This is a genomic window from Streptomyces sp. NBC_00483, assembly GCF_036013745.1.
Lineage (GTDB): Bacteria > Actinomycetota > Actinomycetes > Streptomycetales > Streptomycetaceae > Streptomyces.
Genome location: NZ_CP107880.1, coordinates 1849685 through 1867903, shown reverse-complemented (window position 1 = coordinate 1867903; position 18219 = coordinate 1849685). Strand labels below are relative to the sequence as shown.

13 protein-coding genes are annotated in these 18219 nt (G+C 70.2%); 9 read left to right on the top strand and 4 right to left on the bottom strand.

All coding sequences use genetic code 11. From position 1 onward, the window contains the following. Both OHA73_RS08070 and OHA73_RS08065 read right to left on the bottom strand, forming a co-directional pair. Positions 1 to 1611, bottom strand: a complete 1611-nt coding sequence (locus OHA73_RS08070) for a glycosyltransferase family 2 protein (RefSeq protein WP_327654675.1) — start codon at positions 1609 to 1611, stop codon at positions 1 to 3. Between the two features lie 22 nt (positions 1612 to 1633). Then, positions 1634 to 2983 carry a hypothetical protein gene (locus tag OHA73_RS08065; protein WP_327654674.1) on the bottom strand — a complete coding sequence of 450 codons (1350 nt, stop codon included), beginning with the start codon at positions 2981 to 2983 and terminating at the stop codon, positions 1634 to 1636. A 225-nt stretch (positions 2984 to 3208) separates the two neighbouring features. On the opposite strand from OHA73_RS08065, the gene OHA73_RS08060 reads away from it, so the two are divergent. Then, the gene (locus tag OHA73_RS08060) at positions 3209 to 4561 is read left to right on the top strand and encodes a GDSL-type esterase/lipase family protein (RefSeq protein WP_327654673.1); all 1353 of its coding nucleotides are present in this window, start codon (positions 3209 to 3211) and stop codon (positions 4559 to 4561) included. Between the two features lie 32 nt (positions 4562 to 4593). Continuing rightward, complete coding sequence (locus OHA73_RS08055; RefSeq protein WP_327654672.1) at positions 4594 to 6630, top strand: glycosyltransferase family 2 protein; 2037 nt, start codon at positions 4594 to 4596, stop codon at positions 6628 to 6630. A gap of 47 nt (positions 6631 to 6677) precedes the next feature. Here the strand turns inward: OHA73_RS08055 and OHA73_RS08050 are convergent, their stop codons facing one another. Continuing rightward, complete coding sequence (locus OHA73_RS08050; RefSeq protein WP_267071494.1) at positions 6678 to 8942, bottom strand: penicillin acylase family protein; 2265 nt, start codon at positions 8940 to 8942, stop codon at positions 6678 to 6680. Between the two features lie 239 nt (positions 8943 to 9181). On the opposite strand from OHA73_RS08050, the gene OHA73_RS08045 reads away from it, so the two are divergent. The 3 genes from OHA73_RS08045 to OHA73_RS08035 all read left to right on the top strand — a co-directional run bounded on the left by OHA73_RS08045 (position 9182) and on the right by OHA73_RS08035 (position 10733). Further along, a complete protein-coding gene (locus OHA73_RS08045) occupies positions 9182 to 9496 on the top strand; it encodes a hypothetical protein (protein WP_267071495.1) in 315 nt (104 codons plus the stop codon). 101 nt (positions 9497 to 9597) lie between these two features. After that, positions 9598 to 10281, top strand: a complete 684-nt coding sequence (locus OHA73_RS08040) for a hypothetical protein (RefSeq protein ID WP_327654671.1) — start codon at positions 9598 to 9600, stop codon at positions 10279 to 10281. Beyond that, positions 10278 to 10733 carry an RDD family protein gene (locus tag OHA73_RS08035; RefSeq protein WP_327654670.1) on the top strand — a complete coding sequence of 152 codons (456 nt, stop codon included), beginning with the start codon at positions 10278 to 10280 and terminating at the stop codon, positions 10731 to 10733. The genes OHA73_RS08040 and OHA73_RS08035 overlap by 4 nt, the downstream gene beginning before the upstream one ends. Here the strand turns inward: OHA73_RS08035 and OHA73_RS08030 are convergent. Beyond that, on the bottom strand, positions 10724 to 12172 hold the full coding sequence (locus OHA73_RS08030) for an MFS transporter (protein ID WP_443063046.1): 1449 nt from the start codon (positions 12170 to 12172) through the stop codon (positions 10724 to 10726). The genes OHA73_RS08035 and OHA73_RS08030 overlap by 10 nt on opposite strands. Before the next feature lie 160 nt (positions 12173 to 12332). Here OHA73_RS08030 and OHA73_RS08025 point away from each other — a divergent pair, with 160 nt between their 5' ends. The 4 genes from OHA73_RS08025 to OHA73_RS08010 are packed head-to-tail and all read left to right on the top strand — an operon-like array spanning position 12333 to position 18204. After that, positions 12333 to 12752 carry a DUF7144 family membrane protein gene (locus tag OHA73_RS08025; protein WP_327654669.1) on the top strand — a complete coding sequence of 140 codons (420 nt, stop codon included), beginning with the start codon at positions 12333 to 12335 and terminating at the stop codon, positions 12750 to 12752. A gap of 46 nt (positions 12753 to 12798) precedes the next feature. Then, positions 12799 to 13770, top strand: coding sequence for a polyphosphate kinase 2 family protein (locus tag OHA73_RS08020; protein ID WP_327654668.1), 972 nt, complete (start codon positions 12799 to 12801; stop codon positions 13768 to 13770). Positions 13771 to 13808: 38 nt separating this feature from the next. Then, on the top strand, positions 13809 to 16469 hold the full coding sequence (locus OHA73_RS08015) for a cation-translocating P-type ATPase (RefSeq protein ID WP_327658433.1): 2661 nt from the start codon (positions 13809 to 13811) through the stop codon (positions 16467 to 16469). A 25-nt stretch (positions 16470 to 16494) separates the two neighbouring features. After that, on the top strand, positions 16495 to 18204 hold the full coding sequence (locus OHA73_RS08010) for a SulP family inorganic anion transporter (protein ID WP_327658432.1): 1710 nt from the start codon (positions 16495 to 16497) through the stop codon (positions 18202 to 18204). The last annotated feature ends 15 nt before the right edge of the window (positions 18205 to 18219 follow it).

Below are 18219 nucleotides of genomic sequence, written 5' to 3'. Positions count from 1 at the left end.
TCATCGAGACCCCCCGCCGCCAGCGGCCGCGGAGATCTCGCAGGCCAGATAGCCGCCAGGGGTCCGGTACACCCGCACCCGCGTCGAGTCGTTGCCCGTGAAAAGGCCGTTGTCCAGGGCCCTCCCGACGCTCGCCGGAGCCTTCAGCCGTGCCTCCTTGGCCATCCCGGCCGAGGACACGATGACCCAGAAGTCCCACGGACCGTGCTTCTTCCGGGACCAGTCGACCCGGTCGAAGTCCACTTCGGCGCGCCAGCCGGCGTCGTCGTAGTCGTGCACGCCGTCACCGCGCTCGCGCGTCAGGAACGGTGTGGGGGACGGTTCGACCGGGAGCACCAGGGCTCCTCCGCCGCCGCGCCTGCGCAGGTGCAGGGTGACCGTGCACTTGGAGCTGTCCAGGGACCCCACGTAACCGAATCCGGAGAGCACCACCTTGGTCGGTCCCGACAACACGGCCTGGAGCAGTTCGCCCCTGGCCCTGAGGCGGTCGGTGCATTCGAAGACGTGGTCGGGCAGGAGGTTCCCGGGACCGCGGTGGGCCCGGAAGAACGGGAACGCGCGGTAGACGCGGTTCCCCTCCACCACGGTCCGGGCACGGTGGGAGAAGCGGCGGTTGACCGCCAGGTAGCAGACCTCGTCGAAGAGCCCGCGGGCGGCGGCGAACGAGCACAGGCCGGGATAGAGGCCCACTCTCCTGCCGACCCCGTTGGTCCAGTACGCCTGGCGCATGCGCTGCATCTCGAGGACCGCGGACTGTCGTTCGTTGTACGAAGCGTCGGAGTCGACGACCGAGAGCATCTCGTCGATGTGGTGCGCGAGCAGGACCGACAGCATCCGCTCGGTCTCGACCTGGCTCCGGGCCCGCTTCGCCACCGCCGCGGCGGCCCGGAAGAAGGGGAGCGACCGTTCCGCGCAGTCGCACGCGTACGGCACGACTCCGTCCTCCGGCTCGCGAGCCTGCCCGATGCGGCAGCAGACGTAGTCGGACACGAAGGAGACCCGGTCGGCGGCGGCCACGGCCTGTGTCACGAAGACGACGTCGTCCCCACCGCACAGCGACGCGTCGAAGCGGATGTCGTTTCGGGACAGCAGTTCGCGGCGGAAGAGTTTCATGACCCCGAGGTGTCGCAGGGCCTGGGCGCGCGCCCCTTCCTCGCCCGGCTTGGCCTTGAACGCCTGCTTCTCGAACCCGCGAAGACCGCCCCCCACGACCTTGCCCACGACGACGTCGCTGTCGTCGCGGTCCGCCGTGGCGAGCATGCGCTCCAGAGCCTCGTCGCCGAGACGGTCCGCGCTTCCGAGGAACAGCACGTACCGTCCGGTGGCCTGGGCGAGTGCCTGATTGCGTACGAGTCCGGGGACGGCGGCGGCCGTTTCGCGGCGGACGATCCTGACGGGACACCCCGCTCCGGACGCGAAGGCCTCCGCCTCCCCGGCGCTCGCGTCGGTGGACGCGTCGTCCACGACGATCACTTCCATGCGCTCGGAAGCCAGGGTCTGCCGGCCCAGCGACTTGAGACACGTGCCGAGCTCGGGCATGCCGTTCCGGACCGCGAGCAGAACGCTGACATCCGCCGGGCGTGGACCGCCGGACACGGTCTCGGTACGCATGGTGATGGGCCTCCCCTTCCGGTTACCGGTCGCTTCGAAGCGCGGGCCGCCACCCATGGACCTCGGTGGGGAGCGTGTCCGTGCCGGGCAGCTCAGCGGGCGGGGCGACGGCGTCCACGACCTCGATCTCCCAGTCGGCGGGCGGCGAGATGACCATGCCGTGACAGGCGACCACACGGACCGTGTGCCGCCCGGCGGGCCAGGGCTCGGACGGTGTGAACGACCAGCGGCCGCCGTCGTCGACCTTGGTCTCTCCGATACGGCGGCCGTGGTGGAGGAACACGGCCTTCGAGGCGTTCCTGGCCACTCCGGCGATCACCGGCGTGCCCGGCACGACCCGGCCCGGCAGCGGATGTGTCACCGTCGGCGCCTCGATCGAGGCAATCACCCGCAGGGGGAGTTCGACCGGGGTGGTGGCTGCCTTGTCGGTGAGGCCGACCGCGGTGAGGGTGTGCGGGCCGGGCGGCCAGTAGTACGCGAGCCGCCACAGCCAGGTGCCCTGGGGGCCGACGCTCGTCTCGCCCACGGGCCGGCCGTCGCTGAAGAAGACGATGTGCCGGACGCCTTGGCCCGCGGTCCCGCGGAAGACGCGGCGCGGCAGGACGACGGCTCCCGGGGCGGGATCCTGGAAGGACACCTCGACCGGGAGCTCGGGGACGACCGCCCGGCGGGCCAGCTCGGCCTCGATCTGCGCGGTGTCCCACTCGGGGCGGCCCGGCAGCGGGGGCGGAACCGGGGCGGGGAGAAGGAACCACCGAGCCTCGACGAGGCCCTGGGCCTTCAGCTCCTCGGCCATCAGTACGGCGATGCGCGCGCAGCCGGCCCGGTTGAAGTTACTGGTGTCGATCTGGCCGTCCGGCAGTTCCTGCAGCTCACCGGCGGCGAACCAGTTGAAGTAGAGGCGGGTCTCGCGAGGGCCGAGCGAGCGGAAGAGGCGTGCGGTGAGCTCGCTCAGGTCCAGCACGGGTACCTCGTGCGCGGCGGCGGTCTCGCGCACGAGGTCGGCGTAGCCCCCGGTCGCGTCGATCACGGTGCCGTCCTCGTAGAACCCGGCGCGGGTGGCCTGCGTGACGAACACGGGAACCCCACCACGGTCGCGGACCTGCCGCGCCATCCGGCACAGGACGTAACAGAAGTCGGCCGGCGCGACGTAGCGGTCGTGGCGGTGGAGCTGTTGGTCGACGTGGCCGTAGGCGATGAGGACGATGTCGCCGGGGCGCAGGGTGTTCAGGACGGAGGGCAGAAATATCTCCGCGGCGCTGAGAATCGACCAGTCTTTCCTGCTGAAGTTGTAGACGCGTACTTCGTCGGTGAAAAGCCGCTCGAGTTCTTCGCCCCAGCCGGCGCGGTCGCGGCGTTTCGGGGCGACCATTTTGGCTACGGAATCTCCGAGGATGTAGACGGCCGGCGCGCAATTCCAGCGCTCCTGCATATCGGTATGCGCGCGCATATCGGTATCGATGGCAGTCTCCATTTCGTCCGTTCGGGAGTCCGCTCCAGCCATCAGACCAACACACGTCCGGGCGGTCCGCCAACCGGACCGGGGACTGCGCGACTTCTGTGGCGGCCGCCCCGGGGAACATGGAGAGTGGAATGCATGACGGACACCAGGGAAGTGCCAGCTCTTTTCGTGGCCGGTGACTCCGTGACCCAGCAGCGGGCCAAGGACAGTGATCCCCTCTCGGGCTGGCCCCAGCACCTGCCGCGCTTCGTCGTGCCCGAGCCGCCCCTGTTCAACTACGCGCAGGAGGGGCACAACAGCTCGACGTTCCTCCGCCACCGTGCCGCGACGCTGGTCAACCTGATGAGACCCGGGGACGTGTGCCTCATCGCCTTGGGCAACACCGATCAGCAGCTAGGCCGTGACAACTGGTACGTGCCGCCGCGGGTGTACCGCGACAACCTTCGACGGTTCGCCGCCGCGGTCGCCGAACGCGGAGGTGTCCCCGTGGTCGTCACGCAGCTCTGCCCCGCCGACTTCACCGAGGACGGCACGGTGGCGGACACCACCGGTGGATATTCCGAGCACGCCCGGGCGGCGGCCGTGGAGTCGGGCGTCCCCCTGCTCGACCTCCACCGGCTGACCACCCAGCTGTGGCAGGAGCTCGGCCCCGAGGAGACGCGCCGCCACTTCCGCTGGTACGACGCGGGCGGGCACCCCGACGTCCCGGCCGGCCGGATCGACTCACTGCACCTGAACCGGGCCGGAGCATGGCGTGTGGCTCAGCGCGTCGCCGCGGAGCTCGTACGGCTGGAGGTGCTTTCGGAGCACGTGCTCCGTGCCGTGTCGCCCCAGGCCCCCGAGTTGCCCGCCCATCCTGGGAGGACCGCGGAGACCTTTCCCCTCCACTCGGATCGCACGGGTACCGCACCGGGGCGCATCAAGATCCGTGGACCGCGCGCCGGGCGGCGCATCGTCCCGGCCCAGAAGTTCGCCGGCGTCGCCGACCGCACCCTCACGCGCATCAGCTTCTACCTCGACGGCTCCCGCATCGGTGCGACGCTGATCGGCCCCAAAGGCGAATGGACGTGGCGGCGAACGACGTACTGGCCTCCCGGTGAGCACGTCCTCACCCTCGTCGGACAGCGCGCCGACGGAGTCCTCACCGCACCGGTCGACCACCCCGTGCACGTCGTCGACGCTCTGGAAGCCCCCCGGGTAACGATGCCGCGGCCCGGACGGCTGTCGGGCGGTCACCCCTGCATCCGGGGCCGGGCGCCGCACGCGTCGGCCGTCGTCCTGTTCGACGGCGAACGGCGGATCGGTCGGGCCCCGGTGCGCGCCGACGGCTCCTGGTCCTTCCTCGGCGAGGAGCCGTGGCACGCCGGCGAGCACCACCTGAGTGTCGTCGCCGTGTTCGGCCCGCTTGTGTCGCCGGCCGCGGCGCACACCGTGAGCGTCCACGATCTGGGCCGAGCCGCACCCTCGCCGTGGCCCCAGCCCGCCTGACCGACCGGCCCACTTAATGGATAGGCGCCATCGTGACCGATCCCCAAGCCTCCGCCGGCGAGCCCACGCCCCCGGCCGTCTCGGTCGTCGTGGCCGTGTACAACGCGATGCCGTATCTGACCGAGTGTCTCGACTCCCTCGTCGGGCAGACACTCGGAATCGAGCAGATGGAGATCGTCGCCGTCGAGGACAAGTCCACCGACGCGAGCCTCCAGGAGCTGCGGCGCTTCGCCGACCGCCACCCTCAAGTCCGTGTCGTGGCCCGCGAGCGGAACTCCGGTGGGCCCAGCGTTCCCCGCAACCAGGGCATCGACCAGGCCCGCGGCCGTTACGTGTTTCTCATGGACGCCGATGACTACCTGGGTGACGAGGCGCTTGCTCGCATGGTGGCCATGGCCGACGAGCAGGACAGTGACGTGGTGGTCGGGAAGATGGCCGGTGTCGGCGGTCGCCGTATGGCGGAAGCGGCCTTCCGGCACGCTCCGCGCGCTGACCTGTACACCAGTCAGGTGTACCGCTCGCTGGGTCCGACGAAGCTCTATCGGCGCTCCCTCCTGGACGACAACCACATCCGGTTCGACACGGACCTGTGGCTGGGCGAGGACCAGGTCTTCGTGACCGATGCGTTGCTGTCGGCCCGGACGATCTCCGTCGTCGGCGACTACACGTGCTACTACGCGCGCGCCCGTGACGACGGCCAGAACCTGAGCAAGCGCCCCAAGTCCGCTCAGGAGCGGGTCGTCATGTTCGAGCGGCTGCTGAGCATGGTGGACGAGCGGGTGAGCGATCCGCGTGGGCGGCGCACGCTCCTCGGCCGGCACTTCAGGAACATCCTGGGGAAGACTCTGCTGCCGGTGATCGGCTTCTCCCGCTTCGACCCCGGCACCGGACCCCGTTACGACGAGGCGTACACCGCCGAGATCCTCGCCTCCACGCTGGATCTCTTCGACCGCTATTGGAGCGATGACTTCGCCTCCGAAATCGGCCCCTACGAGCGACTCATGGTGCACTGCCTGACCAGCGGCAAGCTCGACGAGCTGCTGTACCTCGGCTGGTTCCACCCTCATCGAGCGGACGTCGACCTGCTCATCGAGGGCGGCCGCGCGTACCGGACGTGGCCGTTCTTCCGGTTCCACGACGCCCCCGAGGAGCGCATCCCGGACGACGTCTACGACGTCACCGACACCATCCCGGCCCGTGCCACTGTTGCCACCCTCACTGAGGAGGACGGCACCCTCAGCCTCACCGGGAATGCCGTGCTGCGGCTGCCCGGCCACGAGGGAGCGCCCGACGTCGAGGTCCAGCTGCGCCACCGCGTGGACGGTACCTCTCGTGCTCTGCCCACGAACACCGACACTGACACTGAAGGGCCGGACGCTTCGTGGAGCGCACAGCTGGCACTGTCCGAACCGGGCGACGGTGTGTGGGCGCTGTGGGCCCGGTTGCGCGGGGGCGGTCTCGTCCGCGACGTCCCGCTGACCGCACCCGCGGATGCCGCCTGGCCCATGTCGGCCCACCGGCACACTCCGCACGGCGGGCGGTACTGGCGCGCTCTGCGGACAAGAGGCGGCCTCGGAGTCCTCGACATCGGCGGGGAGACCGCGCCTCTCGACGCCGTGCTCATGGTGCAACAGCAGCAGGGAGACGACGAGTTGTTCACCTTCGTCGTCTCCGCGGCCGGCGGTGTCCGTGTCGACGGTGCCCGCGCCTCGCTCTCTCTGCTGGGCCGCATCCACGGAGCGGAGTTGACCGTGCCAGCCCATCGGGCCGGCGAGGACGGCGAACACGCCACGTTCGACGCAGTCGTCGCCCCGCGCCGCCTGACGGACGACTCCGTCGAGGCCCCCGACATCTGGGATCTCCGGGTCGTCTTCGAGGCGGACGGCCTGACGCCGCGCGTCCTCCGTCTGCACGCCGCACGCGGAGACTCCCAGGTGCCCGAGCGTGGCAGGACGTGGTCAGGACCCGACCCGGCGAACGGCGCCACGCGCTACGTGACGCCGTACCTGACGGCCAGGGGATACGCGGCCATTGACGGCGTCGGGAAGTACTTCGGTCCGGGGAAGTAGTCGACCAAGGGGAGAGCTCAACTGCTGCGCTCCCCGCGTGCGTCGCCTCACTCGCCCGGTCGGTACCTCCGCTCCACATGCCCCTCCAACTCCTCCGGATAGAAGTACACCGGCCGCAGGTCCCCGCTCGCGTACCGCTTCACCTGGTCGCCGAAGTGCGGGGAGTCCGGGTGGCCGCTGGCGCCGCCGGCTGTGATGGCCCAGGCCCGGAGGCGTGGGCCGAATTCGACGACCGCCACGAAGCTGTTGCCGCTCGTGCCGTAGTAGCGCTTCGTGCCGGGGTAGCGCTTCGCGCCGAAGGAGGCGAGGGAGCCCCATTGGGCGGAGGTGAAGGGGACCGGGTAGCTGGGCTTGGTGTCGTCGAAGGTCTGGGTGATCGCGCCGTCGTTGCGCTGGTAGCGGTTGATCTCGGACCACGGGACCTGCCAGCCGCCGAAGTCCTGTGTCAGGCGGTCGACCGCCGATTCGAGGGCCGTGAGGCGTTGGGTGTCCGTGGCGCGGTCCGCCATGTAGTCCCAGACCGAGAGGCCCGCGTCCGCTGCCGCCTTGGAGACCAGGGCCCAGAGCGCCTCGCCCCAGAACACCGCGAGTGATGTCGCCTTCGATGCGGCCGACCAGCGGTGGTCCCAGTCGCGCAACAGGGCGGTGGGGGACGAGAGTTTGCGTTTCTGGGCGCTGCCCGTCGGGAGGTGGTCCCAGGCTTTCACCAGGCCCGGGAGGAGGCGGGCGAATGCCGTCAGGTAGGGGTCGAAGGCGCCCTTGATGAGGGAATGGGGGGTGAAGTTCCGGCTGGAGGTGAGGACGCGGATCGCGTGCGGGCCGCGGGGGTTCTCGCCCGCCTTGTCGAAGTATCGGGGGTAGTCCGACGCGTGCGGGCTGTCCGCGCCGGCCGCCGTCCAGGGCCAGTTGTTGCTGTTGAACGCCCAGCCGCTCTTCGGGTTCACCGCCTGCGGCATGCTGTCCAGGGTGTGCAGGCCGTGCCAGTCGGTGGCCGGGTCGCTGCCGTCGACCGGCTTCATGTAGTCGAAGCGGTCATTGCGGACCGGCATGAACTGCGGCATCAGGAAGGCGATGTCGCCCTTCGAGTCCGCGAAGAGCGTGTTGTTGGAGCTGTTGGCCTTCAGCTCCGCCACCTTCATGTACTCGGTGTAGTTGCGCGTCGTTGTGCGCAAGTAGCTTTGTTTCAGGGCTTCCAGTGGCTTGTTCATCAGGGCGCATGCGATCCATTTGCCGTCCGCCTCGCGGACGATCGGGCCGTGGTGGGTCGCGTACGTCGTGAAGGTGTGGCGCTCCGTGTCGCCGTTCTCCGTGCGGGAGGTGAGGGTGATGTCCTTTGTTGTTACGGGGCGGTGGTCCTTGCCGTAGCGGTAGGTGTACGTGCCGTCCGACGTGCGGTCGACCGTCTCCGCGAACTCGTCGATGTTGTCGACGCCGCTCGACGTGTGCATCCAGCCGGTGTTCTCGTTGAAGCCCTGGTAGATGAAGAACTGGCCCCAGGTCGCGGCGCCGTAGACGTCGAGACCCTCTTCGCTCGTCACGTGTTGTTCCGCGCGGAAGAAGAAGCTGGTGTGGGGGTTGATCAGGAGGAGGGCGTTGCCGTCGCGGGTGTTGCCGGGGGCGATCGACATGCCGTTGGAGCCGGACGGTTCGCGGAACTTCAGGCCGCGTTCCTCGTCTGTCCAGGGGATCTCGCGCTGTGCGTAGAACGCCTCCAGCTGGCTCAGCGCCACCGATTCGATGTCGCCTCCGATGCTGCCCTCGGAGAAGCTCAGCGGCATCCACGGCTCGAAGTGGGTGAGCACCCGGGGGCGTACGTCGGGGTGGGTCGCCAAGTAGTAGTTGAGGCCGTCGGCCCAGCCGCGCATCAGGGCGCGAAGCCAGGACGGGCACTTCGCGTACTCCTTCTTCAGCTCCTCCGGGTCGATGAACAGGCGTTGGCGCAGGTCCTGCCAGAGCGCGCTCTCACCCTCGGACTCGGCGAGGCGGCCGAGGCTGACGAGGTAGTTGCGCTCGATGCGGTTGAAGTCGTCCTCGGCCTGCGTGTACATCATCCCGAACACCGCGTCGGCGTCCGTCCTGCCCACTACGTGCGGGATGCCCCAGTCGTCGCGGGTGATCGTCACCCGGGCCGCTTGTCTTTTCCAGCGGGCGAGGTCGGAGGGGGAGGACCGGTCAGGGGCGGCGGACGCGATGCCGGTGGGCAACGTTGTCGCGGCGACGGCCAGCGTGGCCGCGCCGCCGATCACTCGGCGGCGGCTCGGGCCGGTGTGCTGTGCCTGCTGGTCCTGCTGTGCCTCATTTGCGTGACTCATGCGGGGTTCCACCTTCGTCAAGGCCGTGCGGGGCGTGGAAACGTGTCCACGGTGCGACGGGTCGAGACTAAGAACCTCCCGGGCGATGATCAACAGTGCGGACGGGAACCGTCGTTGCCGATCCCGTCGAACCCGCTCACCCTCGCGGAGCGATGCCGCCGCCGTCCGGCGTGACGATGCTGTTCTCCCAAGTCCGGCGCACTCGGGGGGACTTATTCATGGCATGGAACGTTCCGCTCGTGACTCGCAGGCCGAAGGCCGTGTTGCCCCGTTCCGACGCCCCACCCGTGGTGGTGCGGCGCGTCGCGGGCTGTCTGGTGATCGAGGTGTTCGAGGCGATCGGACCCGCCGCAGAGGCCCGTATCGGGCAGGTGCTGCACGCGGCCATCCGACCGGGTGTCGCGGGCGTCGTGGTCGACCTGCGGCACGCGCGCGAACTGGGGGTCAGCGGGCTCAGCGTGTTGCGGCTCGCCCGGCTGCTGGCCGCGCAGCGTGGCGTGGCGTTCGGTTTCGCGGGGGACCTTCGTCCGGTGCCCGAACTGCCGCCGGGATGACTGCCGTTGTCCTACGTCCACGGGGGCGCGGGTCCGCGGACCCGTGTCACTCACCCGTCGCGGAGGATGCCGGGCGCGCCGCCGGCTGCTTCGGTCGCGGCATGGTCGAGGTGAGTGCGGACGGCGCGGTGGCGGTGGCGGGTCGGATGGCACGGGGGGTGCTCGGTGTGCTCGGTGTGCTGGGGAAGGTGCCGCGGGTCGTGGTCCGGCGGTCGGTCGGGGTGGTGCTCGACTGCCTCGACCTGGACGAGCTGGTCGACCGCGTGGACGTGAACCGGATCGCCGAACGGCTCGACATCGCAGCGGTCGTCGGCCGGGTGGACGTCAACGCGGTCGCCGCTCGGGTGGACGTGGCGGCGGTCGCCGCCCGCGTCGACGTCAACGCCGTCGCGGACCGCGTCGATGTGGACCGGGTCGCCCGCCGCGTCGACGTGGACGGTGTGGCCGACCGCGTCGACGTGGACCGCGTCGCCGCGCGAGTGGACGTGGACCGGATCGCGGCACGCGTCGATGTCGACCGCATCGTCGCCCGCGTGGACGTCGACCACATCGCCGCCAGACTCGACGTCGACGCCGTGCTCGCCCGGTTCGACCTGGTGGGGATCACCCGTGGAGTGCTGCGGGAGATCGATCTCGGGCGGATCGTGCGGGACACCGGGGGAGGGCTCACCGTCGAGGCGGCCGAGGCGGTGCGCCTGCTCGGGCAGCGCGGGGACCGGAGCGTCAACCGGTTCGCCGACAGGATGCTGCGGCGTGCCGGGCCTTCGGATGAGCGCTCCCCGTGACCGCGGCCGACAGCAGACCCGCTCTCCGCTCCCGGCCCGCCGGAATCGTCTCGCGTGGCCTCGCCGCCCTGGTCGACGTGCTCGTGCTCGCCGTGATCGGTCTGATCGTCCAAGTCGGCGCGGGCTGTGCGCGGTTGATGGTCGTCGGGCCGCCGTTCCAAGTGCCGGACGTGCCCAACTGGGTTGCCGGTCCGATCGGTTGGACCCTGGCCGTCTGCTATCTCGGCGGCTCGTGGGCGGTGGTCGGGGCCACACCCGGAGACCGGCTGCTGGGCGTGTGCGTGACGGACCGGGCGGGGCGGCGGCTGCGGACGGTGCGGGCCCTCGTACGGGCCGCGGTGTCGGTGACCTTTCCCCTGGGGCTGCTCTGGATACCGTTCAGCAAGCATCGTGCGGCGCTGCAGGACCTCGTGGTGCGCAGCGCCGTGTCGTACGACCGCGATTACGGGTGAGGGGTCGGTGCCGGTGGCGCCGGCGGGATCCGTGGCAGCCGGGCCGCCGCGGCCAGGCCTCCCAGACCGATCACCGCGAGCACCACAAGCGAGACGGCGTAGGGCCCGGCGGACGGGTCGGCGACGAGGATCGTGCCGGCGAGCGCCGTGCCCACGGAGGAGCCGAGGTTGGACACGCTGCGCGACAGCCCGGAGATCTCGCCCTGCATGTCCTCGGGGAAGCTGGACTGCACCACGTTGACCGACGGCGTGAGCATGAGGCCGACGCCCAGGCCGATCAGGAGCAGTCCCGGCGTGGAGGCCCAGGCCTTCGACGAGACGTCCGCCACGGCCAGGAGCACGCCGATGCCGCACACCGTGACGATGAAACCGGCCATGATGAGGGTGCGTTGTTCGCGGCGCTTGGCGAACCGCTCCGCGCCGAGCGAGCTGATGAGCAGGCCCACGGTCGACGCGGTGAAGATGATGCCGGTGTCGATGGCGTTGTAGCCGCGGACGACCTGGAGATACGCGGCGACCACGAACGACACGCCCATGAGCATCAGCCACTGGGTGTGCTGGGTGATCAGACCGAGGTTCGACGTCCGGTTGCGGAACAGCGAGGTCGGCAGGAGCGGTTGGGCTCCGGTCCGCTCCCTCCTTTTCACCCAGCGGAAGAACGCCACCAGGACCAGCGTGCCGACCAGGAGCAGCCCGCCCATGAGCCAGAGGTTGTCGTCCGCCGCGAGGATCCCGCAGACCACGAGGACGAGTCCGGTCGCCGACAGGATCGCGCCCACGGTGTCGAAGTCGAGGGAGGGGTCGGCCGGGAGCGGGTCCTCGAGCTTGCGGCTCAGCACGATGATGACCGCCACCACCACCGCCTGGAACACGAACGCCGCCCGCCAGCTGATCGCCGACGTGATCAGGCCGCCGAGGAGCGGTCCCGTGGCGGCGCCGATGCCGGCGAAGGCCATGATCGTGCCGAACGCCTTGGCGCGGCTCGTCACTTCGGTGAAGAGGAGGGTGGTGAGGATGTAGACCGGGGGGATCAGCAGGGCGGTGCCGATGCCCTCCAGGATCGAGTTGCCCAGGATCAGCACGCCGAGGCCCGGCGCCGCCGCGCTGATCAGCGCCCCGACCCCGTAGATCGAGAGCCCGATGACGAGGCAGCGCTTGCGGCCGTAGCGGTCGGCGAGGATCCCGCCGGGGATCATCAGCGCCGCCATGACCAGCAGGAAGATGGTGATCGCGGTCTGTACGCCCTGCACGGTGGTGTCCAGGTCCTTGCTGATGTCCTTGATCATCACGTTCATGTTCGACCCTGCGAAGCTGCAGATGAACTGGGCCAGTGCGAGCGGCGCGAGAATGCGGCGCTGCCGACTTCGGTCAGGGCCGGGTCCGGCTTCTGGGAGGGGCCCTTGGCCGTCGGCCGCCCCGGGAGTGCTTGCCACGCTCATCGCCTCGCTTCAGCTTGCGGGCCGGATCCCCGACAGCCTCCGCGCGGCGCACTGTCGGGTCGTCACCCCCGGAGGGTGACGACCGCGGCTCCTCCGGGCCATGACACTCGGCGGCACAGCGGTGCAATCGGCACCCTCCTCAACCCTTGGGGGTCCTGTGATGGCCACCTCGACCACTTCGCAACACGGCATGGGCGGCGCGAGGGAAGCGGCCGCCGGCGGGCTGACCATCTTCGCGGCGGTCATGCTCTTCATCGTTGGGACCATGGGCTTCTTCCGCGGTCTGATGGCGGTTCTGGAGGACAAGGTGTTCCTCAGCACGCCCGAGTACACCTTCCAGTTCGACCTCACGACCTGGGGCTGGATCCATCTGCTCCTCGGCATCGTCGCCGTGGTCGTCAGCTTCGGCCTGTTCGTCGCGATGAAATGGGCCAGGGTGCTCGGCGTGGTCGTCGCCGTCCTGGTCATGATCGGCAACTTCCTTTCCATCCCGTACTACCCGTTCTGGTCCCTGACGCTGATCGCGATGAACGCGCTCGTCATCTGGGGCCTGTGCGTGGTGAAGCGGGACACGTTGTAGTGACCGGACCGGCTCGACCCGCGGCGGACACGGAGCGAGGTGGCTCATGAAGGACGGACGGGCGCGCACGAAGGACAAGCGCGCCGAGCGGATCGCCGAGTTCATCGCACCCCTGCGGGTCGAGCCCGGAACGAAGGTGCACCTGTCCAAGGACTTCGATCCCGCCCGTACGTCGGGCCTGAAGAACAAGCGGCAGGGCAGGGAGCTGCTGGCCGAGGGCGTCGCCCTGCTCGCCGACCACCAGCGCAGGCTGGCCGCCGAGGGCACACACGGCGTCCTGCTGTGTCTGCAGGCGATCGACGCCGGCGGCAAGGACGGCACGATCCGTCACGTCATGAGCGGCGTGAACCCGCAGGGCGTACGCGTGGCGGGGTTCAAGGTGCCCTCGCACGACGAACTGAGCCACGACTATCTCTGGCGCTACACCCGCGGCCTGCCGCGCCGCGGGGAGATCGGCATCTTCAACCGCTCCCACTACGAGGAGGTCCTGGTGGTGCGGGTGCATCCCGAACTCCTGGACCGCCAGCGGCTCCCGGGACGCAAGCAGAGCGGCAAGGCGCTGTGGCGCCGGCGCTACCGCGAGATCAACCAGTGGGAGCGGTATCTGACGGACAACGGATACAGGCTCGTCAAGCTGTTCCTGAACCTGTCCAAGGAGGAGCAGCGGGTCCGATTCCTCAAACGCATCGACGTACCGGAGCGGAACTGGAAGTTCTCGGCGGCGGACGCGCGTGAACGCGCCCGCTGGGACGACTACCAGGAGGCGTTCGAGGACATGCTGTCCGCCACGAGCACACGCTGGGCCCCGTGGTACGTCGTGCCCGCCGACCGCAAGTGGTACGCACGGACCTGCTCGGCGGCCGTGCTCGCACACACCCTGATGGACATCGATCCGCAGTATCCGGTCGTCGGCGACAAGGCCCGTCACGAACTGGAGCTGGAGAAGCGGCAGTTGGAGAAGGAGGCGCCGTCCGGATCCGCGGCCGACCCGTACGCTGCCCGGAGGCGGGCGCGGTGACCGCGGCGGCGACCGGGCCCGGCGCTCCGCCGGCGCGCCTGTGGCACGCCGAGCCCGCCGACTCGGTGGCCCGCGAACTCGGTGTCGACCCGGCCGAGGGACTCGACACCGCGCGGGCGGCGGCGCGGCGCGAAAAGTACGGGCCCAACGCCCTGCCCGAGGAGAAGCCGACACCGGCGTTGCGCCGGCTCCTGGGCCAGTTCACCTCGTACATGCAGATCATCCTCGTCGTGTCCGCGGCCGTGTCCCTCGCCATCCAGGAGTGGGGCACGGCGGTGGTGCTGCTCGCCCTGTCCGTCCTGAACGCGGTCATCGGCCTGCGCCAGGAGGGCAAGGCGGACAGCGCCATGAACGCCCTGAAGGCGATGACGAAGGCCACCGCACGGGTGCGCAGGGACGGCAGGGAGGCCCAGATCCCCGCGGAGGACGTCGTCGTCGGGGACGTGGTGCTGCTCGCCGCCGGGGACGAGGTGCCGGCGGACGGCCGGATCGTCTCTGCGACCGCGCTGCAGATCGACGAGTCGGCGCTCACCGGCGAGAGCGTGCCCGCGGCCAAGGACGCGAACCCGGTGTTCGGTGAGGAGCTCGGCCCGGCCGACCAGAGCGACATGGCGTTCATGACCACTCCGGTGACGCACGGCAGTGGTGTGCTGCTCGTGACCGCCACCGGGTCCGCCACCGAACTGGGCCGTATCTCGGGGATGTTGACGGCGACACCGCGCGAAATGTCGCCGCTGTCCAAGGAGTTGAACCGGCTCACCCTGTGGATCGTCGGGGCGGCCGCGCTCACCATGGTCGTGATGTTCGCGCTCGGCCGCGGCCGCGGCGAGCCCTGGGACGCGCTGTTCGTCAGCGCGGTGTCCCTGGCCATCGCCGCGGTGCCCGAGGCGCTGCCGACGGTGACACAGACCATCCTCTCGATGGGCGGGCTCGACCTGGCGAAGCGCAACGCGATCGTCAAGGACCTGCCGTCCGTGGAGACACTGGGCTTCACGTCGGCCGTGAACTCCGACAAGACCGGCACCCTGACGATGAATCAGATGACCGTCGTCGAGGTCGTCGACGCCTTCGACCGGTACACGGTCTCGGGCACCGGCTACGGCCTGGAGGGCAGGATCCACCACGCGGCGGGCAGCTCGCCCGGCATCGAGGACGCGATCCTTCCGTACCTCGTCGCCAGCGACACCTCGCTCGTCGACGGCGAAGTGGTGGGCGACCCCACCGAGGGCGCACTGCTCGTACTCGGGCACAAGGCGGGCCTCGACGTGGCCGCCACGCGCGAGCGGCTGCCCCGCCTCGCCACCCTGCCGTTCGACCCGGCGTACAAACTGATGGCCACCTTCCACGCGGCGCACGACGGGCTGGGGCGGCCCGTCGTGCGCTGCTTCATCAAGGGCGCCGCGCCCGCCGTGCTCGCGCTCACCACCACGGCCCTGTCCGACGGCGCGGGTATCCCCTTCGACGCGGAACTGCGCGGCCGGGCCGACACCGAGGTCGAGCGGATGGAGCGGGCCGGCCGCCGGGTCATGGCCGCCGCGACGCGCGACCTGGACCCGGAGACGTTCAAGCCGGACGGTGAACTCCTCGACGTGATACGGGAGTTGCGGATCACGAGCCTCGTCGGCATGGTCGACCCGGCGCGCCCCGAGTCGAAGGCGGCCGTCGCCGCGGCCCAGGCCGCCCATATCCGCGTACGCATGGTGACAGGCGACGACGTGATCACCGGCGCGGCGATCGCCGAGCAGATCGGGATCGGCGGAGAGGCGATCCTCGGCGCCGAGTTCGCGGCGCTGCCCGAGAGCGAGCGGCTCGAACGGATCGAGCGGATCGGCGTCGTCGGCAGGGTCGCGCCCGAGCACAAGGTGCTGCTCGCCGAGACGTTGAAGAAGAAGGGCGACGTGGTCGCCATGACCGGCGACGGCGTCAACGACGCGCCCGCCATCAAGGCCGCCGACATCGGCGTGGCCATGGGATCGGGCACGGAGGTGGCCAAGAACGCCGGGCGGATGATTCTGTCCGACGACAACTTCGCCACGATCATTCACGCGGTGGAACAGGGCCGCAAGATCTACGACAACCTCACCAAGTACATCCGCTTCGTGCTGATCCTGCTGGTCGTGTTCGTCCTGACGTTCCTCGGCGCCTCGCTCTTCGACATCGCGGACGCCGAGCCGTTCAACCCCGCCCAGGTGCTGTGGATCCACTTCGTCGTCAACGCGGCCTTCGGCTTCTCCCTCGGCTTCGACCGGGTCGGCGCGGGGCTCATGACACGGCGCCCGCGGCCGCGCGGCGAACCGGTGATGACTCCGGCGCTGATGCTCACGGTGGGGCTCGTGGGCGCCGGCATCGCCGTCGCGCTGCTGAGCCTGATCAAGCTCGGCGAGGCCCGCTACGACAGCGTCCGCATCGGCAACTCCATCGCGTTCGCGGCGTTCGCGCTGTGCCTGATCGTGGCCGCGGTCGAGTGCCGCAGCCAGACCGGGACCGTGCTCACCGTCGACACCTTCGACAGCAAGCAGCTCAACTGGACGATCCTGGGCGAGTTCGTGCTCGCCGTGCTCGTCACACAGACCGATGTCTTCAACCGGCTGCTCGGCACCGTCCCCCTGCACATCGGCCAGTTCGGCTGGGCGCTGCTGCCCGCCCTCGCGCTCCTCGCGCTGTGGGAGCTGGGCAAGCTGATCGTCCGGCGGAGGTGACCCAGCGGTGCCCAAGTCCCTGCCGATGCCGCCCGGTGTGCAGACGCTGCGCACCTACCGGCGCTCCTGGCTGGTCAAGGATCTCGTCGCCGGCGTCGTCCTGACCACGCTGCTCGTGCCGCAGGGCATGGCGTACGCCGAGCTCGCCGGGCTTCCGGCGATCACCGGGCTCTATACGTCGGTGATGTGTCTGCTCGCGTACGCCGTCGCGGGGCCGTCCCGGATCCTCGTCCTCGGCCCCGACTCCTCGCTCGGGCCGATGATCGCGGCGACGATCCTGCCGCTGGTCGCCTCGGGCGGCGACAGCGATCGGGCGATCGCCCTCGCCTCGGTGCTCGCCCTGATGGTCGGGGCGATCACGATGCTGGCGGGCGTGGGGCGCCTGGGCTTCATCGCCGACCTCATCTCCAAGCCCACGATGATCGGCTACATGAACGGGCTCGCCCTGACCATCCTCGTCGGCCAGCTGCCGAAGCTGTTCGGGTTCTCCGTGGACGCGGACGGTCTGATCGGTGAAGTCGACGCGCTGGTACGGGGGTTGGCGGACGGGGCGGCGGTGCCGGCGGCGGTGGGCGTGGGCGTCGGCTGCATCGCGCTCGTCCTGCTGCTGCAGCGGCTGCTGCCGAAGGTGCCCGCCGTCCTCGTGATGGTGGTGCTCGCCATCGGCGCGACCGTCGTGTTCGACCTCGGGGAGCACGGGGTGAAGCTGGTCGGCCGGCTGCCGAAGGGACTGCCGCCGTTCACCGTCCCCGACATCCGCTGGGACGACCTCGGCCCGCTGTTCGTGGGCGCTCTCGGCATCGCCCTGGTCTCCCTCGCCGACACCATCTCCAACGCCACCGCGTTCGCGAACCGCAGCGGCCAGGAGGTCCGCGGCAACAACGAGATGATCGCCATCGGCGCGGCGAACGCGGCCGCGGGTCTCTTCCAGGGCTTCCCCGTGAGCACCAGCGGATCGCGGACCGCGGTGGCCGAACGGGCGGGCGCCAAGACGCAGTTGACGGGACTCGTGGGCGTGGCGCTGATCCTGCTCATGCTCGTCCTGCTGCCCGGCCTGTTCCGCAACCTGCCGCAGCCCGCGCTCGCCGCCGTCGTCATCACGGCGTCGCTCTCGCTGGCCGACCTGTCGGGTGCGGGGCGGCTGTGGCGGCAGCGCAAGGCCGAGTTCTGGCTGTGCATGGCCGCGTTCCTCGGCGTCGCGCTGCTCGGTGTGCTGCCGGGGATCGCGGTCGCGGTCGGCCTGTCGATCCTGAACGTCTTCCGGCGCGCGTGGTGGCCGTACAGTGCGGTGCTCGGTCGGGTGGCGGGGCTCGAGGGCTACCACGACGTGAGTTCACATCCCGGTGCGCAGCGGCTGCCGGGGCTCGTGCTGCTGCGTTTCGACGCGCCGCTGTTCTTCGCCAACGCGAAGTCGTTCCGCGACGAGGTGCGGGGGGCGGTGTGGGAGGCGGTCGAGCCGCGGTGCGTGGTGGTTGCCGCGGAGCCGGTGACCGATGTGGACACGACCGCGGCGGATGTCCTGGAGGAGCTCCACGAGGCGCTGCGCGAGCGGGGGGTGGAGTTGGTGTTCGCCGAGCTGAAGGATCCGGTGCGGAGGAAGATCGAGCGGTACGGGTTGGCCCGGACGTTCGGGCCGGAGGCGTTCTACCCCACCGTGGAGAGTGCGGTGGAGGCGTTTCGGGAGAGGGCCGGGGTGGAGTGGTCGGCCACGCCGGCGAGCCCCCGCGGCGATTGAGTCGCGGGGGCCGGG